The organism is Halomonas sp. BC1 (assembly GCF_002078135.1).
Lineage (GTDB): Bacteria > Pseudomonadota > Gammaproteobacteria > Pseudomonadales > Halomonadaceae > Vreelandella > Vreelandella stevensii.
The window spans coordinates 162,399-169,701 of sequence record NZ_LFGS01000004.1; the positions used below are offsets into that span (position 1 = coordinate 162,399).

Annotated in this window: 5 protein-coding genes; 3 read left to right on the forward strand and 2 right to left on the reverse strand. The window is 52.9% G+C overall.

Annotated features, from left to right (window positions below):
- The coding region (locus tag B7L72_RS02325) for an RNA-guided endonuclease TnpB family protein (RefSeq protein WP_139788429.1) at nucleotides 1-536 on the reverse strand (536 nt) is incomplete at its 3' end.
- Between the two features lie 267 nt (nucleotides 537-803).
- On the opposite strand from B7L72_RS02325, the gene B7L72_RS02330 reads away from it, so the two are divergent.
- The 3 genes from B7L72_RS02330 to B7L72_RS02340 all read left to right on the forward strand — a co-directional run bounded on the left by B7L72_RS02330 (nucleotide 804) and on the right by B7L72_RS02340 (nucleotide 6,695).
- Nucleotides 804-1,958: an ATP-binding protein gene (locus B7L72_RS02330; RefSeq protein WP_217806025.1), complete on the forward strand. Its 1,155-nt coding sequence runs from the start codon at nucleotides 804-806 to the stop codon at nucleotides 1,956-1,958.
- 88 nt (nucleotides 1,959-2,046) lie between these two features.
- On the forward strand, nucleotides 2,047-3,963 hold the full coding sequence (locus B7L72_RS02335; RefSeq protein WP_081192344.1) for a site-specific DNA-methyltransferase: 1,917 nt from the start codon (nucleotides 2,047-2,049) through the stop codon (nucleotides 3,961-3,963).
- Complete coding sequence (locus B7L72_RS02340; protein WP_081192346.1) at nucleotides 3,963-6,695, forward strand: DEAD/DEAH box helicase family protein; 2,733 nt, start codon at nucleotides 3,963-3,965, stop codon at nucleotides 6,693-6,695. The genes B7L72_RS02335 and B7L72_RS02340 overlap by 1 nt, the downstream gene beginning before the upstream one ends.
- Before the next feature lie 54 nt (nucleotides 6,696-6,749).
- Here the strand turns inward: B7L72_RS02340 and B7L72_RS02345 are convergent, their stop codons facing one another.
- Complete coding sequence (locus B7L72_RS02345; RefSeq protein ID WP_081192348.1) at nucleotides 6,750-7,109, reverse strand: hypothetical protein; 360 nt, start codon at nucleotides 7,107-7,109, stop codon at nucleotides 6,750-6,752.
- Nucleotides 7,110-7,303 lie beyond the last annotated feature (194 nt).

The window sequence follows — 7,303 nt, forward strand, 5'->3', positions numbered from 1 at the left end:
TTGGGGGTGACCGGCAGTGGTGTGGCCGCTTCCTCCACCAAAAAACTGACATGGTAACGGCCAGCGGTGTCACAGCTCACCGTGATACTGCTCGGCGTGCCGGAAAAAGACCGGCTCCAGCGGATAGCCAGCGGGTCTTTTTGCTTGGCCAGCCACAGTTTGCCGTCGCGCCAGCGAAAGCCGTTGGCCATGTAAGTGGCCGATTGCTTGCGCTGCTTCTTCTTGAAGGTGGGATACCGCGCCTGGCCTTTGAAGAAGTTGCTGAAGGCCCGATCCAGATGCCGGAGCGACTGTTGCAAGCAGACGTTGGACACCTCGGCCAGGAAGGCGGTGTCCGGCTCTTTCTTGAGGCTGGTGAGCGCTTTGGCCGTGGCGTTGTAGCCCATGCGCTCCTGACGCTCGAACCAGGCATCGGTGCGCTGGCGTAGGAAGTGGTTGTAGACGTACCGCACACAGCCAAACGTCCGGGCAAGCTGATCGGCTTGCTCAGGCGTAGGATAAAAACGATAACGGTAGGCGCGGTGTACGGTCATCATGACTTGAATCTAGCGCGGTAAATATAGCCTGTCAACCAGGAGGCGCTGCGCGCCTCGCGCTATCCTTCCCCGGCCTGGAAGGCCGAGGTTTGACGCGCAGTTTGATCAAGAGGCGCTTCAGGACGCATAGGATGACCTTTTGGGGTGGGGACAAGCTTAACGAGGTGGGGCGGTACAGGCCTCGGCCAGAACACATAGCCACATTACTTTTATCCTGAATTATCTGCTAGAGTGTAATTTATATGATTTTAGATAATTGGTGATAAAGTGCAGCTCCCTTTTGTGTACCACCGGCAAAAACTCGCCTCCTCTCTGGTCGATGGCATGGCTGGCGTTGGCATTATCGACTTCAGCAGCGGCATGTTCCTAACAGCCCCAAGACGCACTGGAAAAAGCACCTTCCTCAAAGAAGACCTAATTCCAGCGTGCCTCTCTGCCGGATGGGAGCCTGTCTATGTCGATCTATGGTCAAACCGTGATGCCGATCCGTCCACATTAATCGAAAGCGCCATTGTATCGAAGCTTAGTGACCATGAGAGCCAGGTAACGAAACTGCTCAAGTCTACAGGCGTCTCGCAGGTCACCATTCTACGCTCGGTCACTTGGGATCTATCTACAGGCAAACTGCCTGCTGGCGCGACGCTCAGTGATGCACTTCAGCTGCTTTCTGCTGCCACCGGCAGGCTTGTCGTGTTGATCGTGGACGAGGCCCAGCACGCCCTCAACAGCGACGCTGGTATCAACGCCATGTTTGCCCTTAAAGCTGCCCGCGATGCATTAAACCAGGGAGGGAAGCGGCCGGGGCTACGGCTCGTTTTCACCGGCTCCAGTAGAGACAAGCTAGCGCAGCTAGTGCTGCACACCAAACAACCGTTTTTTGGCGCTGAAATTACCCCTTTCCCCTTGCTGGATCGGGATTTTGTGGAGGCTTATACCAAGGACTTGAACGCGAAGCTTGCCGAGACAAACCACTTCGATAAAGAAGATATGTATCAAGCCTTTTGCCTGGTCGGCCATCGACCGGAGTTATTGGCCAGCATTGTTCGACGAGTTGCCTTGGAAATGGGTGAAGCGCCTAATCTAGGTGACCTATTGGAAAGGAACGCCCATGCGTTTCAGGAAGAGCTATGGATGGACTACCGGTTAACCTTTGAGGCTCTCCCTGCTTTGCAGAAGGCGGTGCTTCAAGCGATGGCCGAACAGTCAACCGCTAAGTCGCCTTTCGCCCCGTTTAAAGAACGTACGCTTAGCATTATTAACGGATACCTTTGTCAGCTTGACCCAAAAGCCAAGGCCCCAACGGCGACAAAGGTGCAGAAAGCGCTGGAAAGCTTGCGCGAAAAAGAGATTGTATGGCGTTCAGGCAGAGGCGCCTACGCGTTGGAGGATGGTGGTATGGCCGAATGGCTAAACCGGACCTAAAGAAGACAATCCAACTTCAACTCGTTTTTGGGCCCAAGCCAAAGAAAGCGCCCAACGGCAATCAAATATCATCCAAGGAGACCTGTTAATGGCGAGTAAACACACTGATTTATTAAAGCGGCTCGATTCGATGAGCGAACAAGAGCTTCGCCGACAATTGGCCTACCAGCTGACGGAAAAGCCATTGGGCTTAGTCTGGGAGCGCGATGCTATTGACCATGACCGTGCGCTTAATGCCAATGCGGTGCTTCCGAAATTGTCACCTGAGCTTTCACATCTGGAACCGGGTGAAAGTACCGGCAATATGATCATCGAAGGCGATAATTTTGATGCCTTACGTCTGTTGCGGAAAACCCATGCGGGAAAAATCCGAGTTATCTACATCGACCCGCCGTATAACACTGGAAACAGCGCTTGGGTATATAACGACAAGATCATGAGCAAAACCGACAGATACCGGCAGTCAACATGGCTTGAGTTCATGTACCGGCGTCTTGAGCTGGCGCGAGACCTTCTTTCCTCGGATGGGGTAATTCTTGTCTCTATCAACGATGAAAACCGCTCTAATCTTGATCTTTTGATGAGCCAGGTGCTGCCAGGTCGTCGCGTGGGAAGCATGGTGTGGCGGACGAAAGACACTGGTAACGACAACACAGCACGATTAAGTCAAGTGCATGAGCATATTCTAGTTTACGCCAACAGCGGGTTTACGTTTGCAGGGCGTCCCGTAGACAAAACTAAATACGCAAATCGAGACAGCGACCCTTTGGGTGAGTGGGCACCACAGCCGTTAACAGCAAATAAGACGTTATATGAGCGACCTAATACCTATTACCCTATCCAAAACCCAGAAACCGGGTACTGGTATCCCTGTGATCCAGATAGTGTGTGGCGGTTTGCCTCAGAAAAGGCAATACGTGAACGTTGTGACAATGAAAGCGAAGTGCAAGCAGCGTTAAACGGCTTACGCAGTGACACCATCGAAGGACTCATAAGCAAAAAGCTTATCTACTTCCCAGACTGCAACGACAGTGAAGTAATGCAGTTCGACTCAAAAGACGCATTACTGGACGCACTGGATAAAGGCGCGGGGCCTATTTCACCGAAAAAGAAAACCCCGTTACTAAGAGCTGATCTGCCCGACCTGGACTTTTGGGTAGGTAAGCCGATTGCCCCAGGTCGCCCCTCACGAAAAGATCACTGGAATGCCAAGCCAGAAGAAGCCCGTCGTGCACCGCTAAGCAGCTGGATCGCTGGACAAAATGAAACCGTCGGTGATGAAGAGGATATCGAGCACGTCCGTAGTACGCGGGGAGGCGTTGCCAATGATGAAATCAAAGCGCTGTTTGGCAATAAAGTGTTCCAACACGCCAAGCCTGTGACGCTAATGAAATCACTGCTCTCTCAAGCATCTAAAGAAGAAGATGTGGTATTAGACTTTTTTGCTGGCAGTGGAACAACCGCACAAGCCGTTATGGAGTTAAATCAAGAAGACGGAGGCAGTCGCCGCTTCATCCTATGCTCCAATACCGAAGCCACAAACAAAGAGCCGAACAAAAACCTTTGCCGCGACATTTGTGCCGAGCGCGTACGCAGGTTTATGACGGGAACACGCCATCATAACGCCCTGGGCGGCAGCTTCGCGTACCTGACCCTAGACTTGATCGAAGAAGCCGACCTGGAGCTAGACGCGACGCCAGAACATGCACAAGCCCTGCTTTCAATGCGCGATACCACGCAGCTTCACCTCCCCGGCTCCGCCAGCGATACCCATATATTGCCGGTGGGGGGCGATGCCCATGTGACCATTCTCGTTTGTCGTAAAATGGATGAAGCTGTCATTCGCCAATTAAAGGAATGGCCTGCCAAGCGCGTGATTGTGTACAGCGGACGACCACAAACACTGTCTGACGCCCTGCCCTATGGCAGCCACATAGAAAGTCGCGCATTGAGCGATGTGTTTGATTATGTCAAGCCAACCACCAGCACAGCGGAGGCCTGCTAATGAAGACCGTCAACTTAGCGGAAGGTCTCACCGTAGGCCGTGGTTCCTTGCTTGTACCAGAAGCCTTTCAAAGCACCCTGATTGCCAACATATCACAGGCACTCTTGAGTGAGCGCGAACCACCGTGCTTACTGCGAGCCCCGACGGGATCGGGCAAAACGTTCATGCTGTCACAGTGCATGCAGCAAATAGGGCAATCCCCCAACGCCAACGTTATATGGCTATGGTTCGTGCCCTTTAGCAACTTGGTCATGCAAACCATGGATGCGCTTAAAAGCACTGCGCCGGGGCTCGCTCCCGTCTTACTGACGGATGGACTCAACCAGGAGCCTCAAGCAGGACAAGCGCTTATTTCAACGACTCAAGGCGTCTCACGTAGCATGTGGCGTCGAGCGGACTACGACGAAGGCGGAAGCGAGGAGAAGCTAACGCTGGCGCAATTTAAAACACGCGCTAAAGCAAACCAACTTCGCATCGGCGTGGTAGTTGATGAAGCACATATTGCCCTTGATAACGCCACGGAGTTTGGCCGCTTTGTGCACTGGCTGGCGCCTGACTACTTAGCCATGGCCACCGCGACGCCAAAGAGCGACCGCATAAACACCTTCCTACACCATTCTGGCCGCTCAAGCTTTGAGTCATTTAATGTCAGCCGGGATGATGTAATAGAAGCTCGGCTAAACAAAGCCTACGTCCAGGCGGTTGTTTACGACCTAAGCGCACAAATCAAACAAGTAGCTGACTTAAAGCTAACGCTGCTACGCCAAGCCTGGAAACGGAACCAATGGCTGAAAAACCAGCTAAGCGACGCAGGGATCACGAACATGACGCCGCTGCTACTGGTTCAGGTTGCCAATGGTGCCGGTACCATTGAAGAGGCCGAAACGCTCTTGATACGTCACATAGGCGTTTCACCCCATGTTATTGGCAAGCACTCTGCTGACGAACCAAACCCCACGATGATGGGCGCTATCGCCAATGACCCCAATATCGAAGTTCTGATTTTTAAACAATCCGCAGGAACAGGGTTCGATGCGCCGCGTGCCTTCGTTCTCGCATCGCTTAAACCTGTTAGCGACGCTGACTTTGCCATGCAGTTTATTGGCCGCGTAATGCGCGTGGCTAAGCCTATTCGTGAGGCGTTCGCCACCGCACAAGATATCCCCGATAACTTGAATACAGCGTATGTTTACCTGGGGGATGCAGACGCACAGGCTGGATTCCAAGCGGCCGTAAAAACGACCATGGCAGTTAAGAGCCAATTAGAAGGGCAAGTCGAAAAAATGCAGGAGCGAGCCACCCGTAGCGGTGCTCGCACATTCACTAACCGCCCAACACCGCAAGGGGAAATAAGCCATAACTTCCCGCCTTCAGCGCCCAGAAACAGTGATGACCAACAGCGCTCGACGGGACAGCATTCAGATACCAATACACGTCACACAGAGCCTACAGGCACAGGACCTGACACTCCCCCTTTAAGCAGGCAAGGAGGCCTAGACCTCATTGGCGGTGACGACCTAGACGAAGTGCAAAGTGACAACACACCGAAGCGCCCTTCTCCTCATGCAGCGGAAAGCTGGGACGAATGGGTGAGCCATCTGAATGAACACGGCATTAGCGTCTACCCTCTTCGCCGTCATTTCCCCGAAGTACCTGATGCACTAGAGAGCGAGGCAAGGCCTGATGCGCTGGATATGGCTTCGCTGATCGTGAAGGTGGCCACTCGACTGCCAATCTCGAACGACGACCAACAGCAGGCGATAAGGTTAGCGTGTGGCAAACACCGCGAGTCGGAACGACGTATTGAGCTTACCCGCCCGGATAGCATCGAAGAAAGAAAGGTCTCTATTGCACTTGATCGAAACGCCCTAGCACGGGAAGCCGCCATTCAAATGGCCGGACTCCCCATGCTAGAGGACGACGACAGGAAAAACCTTATCAATACGCTCGCCAAACGCCTAACACCTCCGATTGAGCAAGCGTTACTCGATAGCGACGGTGACGCCGATGAGCTGGACAGCGCCCAGGTACAGCGGTTAGCTCGCTATGCCGCTCACTGGGTTGTTTGCACACACCGTGCAGCGCTAGAAGAAGGCTTATGGGAAGAGGTCGCTCAACACTCCAAATTAGTGCCGAGTGAGCCGTTGCCTGATGGTTACCTTTTTCCCACTGAGGTAGGTCTTAACCCATCCACTAAACATCTGTACGGCATCATGCCACCACAGAAAGACGTTGCCGGCGACATAGAGCAGTTGTTGGATTATGAGTCACGCCAATTCGCCAGAAATCGTCATTGGACCATAGGCGCCAGCGTCGTTCGCAGCATCTTGATGGATAATGACTTTTTCCTGAATAAAGATGAGAAAGCCTTTGCTGAAGCGCTAGATCGTGCCGACTTTGTAGCATGGTGGTTCCGCAATCCAGACCGTAAGCCGTTTAGCGTACGGTTAGTACGCGGCGAGCATCGCAATAACTTCTATCCTGACTTCGTAGTTTGCGTTTCTCACTTGCCCGGAGATAACCCCTTGCAGCGGCTTGTGGAAACCAAGCACGACATTAAGGACATTCGGAATAAGAGCTTACATACCCCACGTAAATATGGCGATGTTGTTTTTATTACCAAAGACAAAGACCGCTATCACTTAGTGGAAAAGAACGGCTTATTGGGAGAAGAGGTCAATTTCACTCGACTTGATGCGCTTTACCAGAAATTCCAGCATACGTCGCCCTAGCCCGCTGTCCAAGACCCAAACCCAGCCGACTGGCTGGGTTTTGGGTGGCGCTATCTATACACCTCGGAGAATCGACAAAAGATCTGCGTAGGCTTGTTCGGATTTCTCTGCCTCTTTGTTTGCTCCCTCTATGGCACGATCGACCTCATTGTTGGCCTTTTGAAGATCCCTCTGGATGGTCTTTTCGATACGGAGCTGTCCTGAAAAGTCTCCATCGGCTAAGGCCTTATAAGCGGCTTTGGATTCATCGCGGAGGCGACTCGCCCGCTCCCTGGCCCGCGCCTCCTCAGCGCGCTTACGCTCAGCTTTGTTGACTGACGACGACAGCCTTTGGGCGGCTGACAGAATCCTTTTGTAGTTCGCCAAGGCCTGCGGCAGGCTAATCACACCATCACTTGAGACGCTGTTATGCATGATTCACTCCGATGCCGTTTAACAATCAGTGGGATGGCGTAATGATGCTGAGCAATTCTCTATAGGCCCCCTGTGCTTTCCCTGTTTCCTCGCTGGCACTCTCCACGGCCTTGTCGAGTCGCTTGATCGCTTTCAACAAGTCTTTCTGTACATCCTCAAAAGAGCGTGCCTCCGGTGCTTCTCGCTTTGCTAGC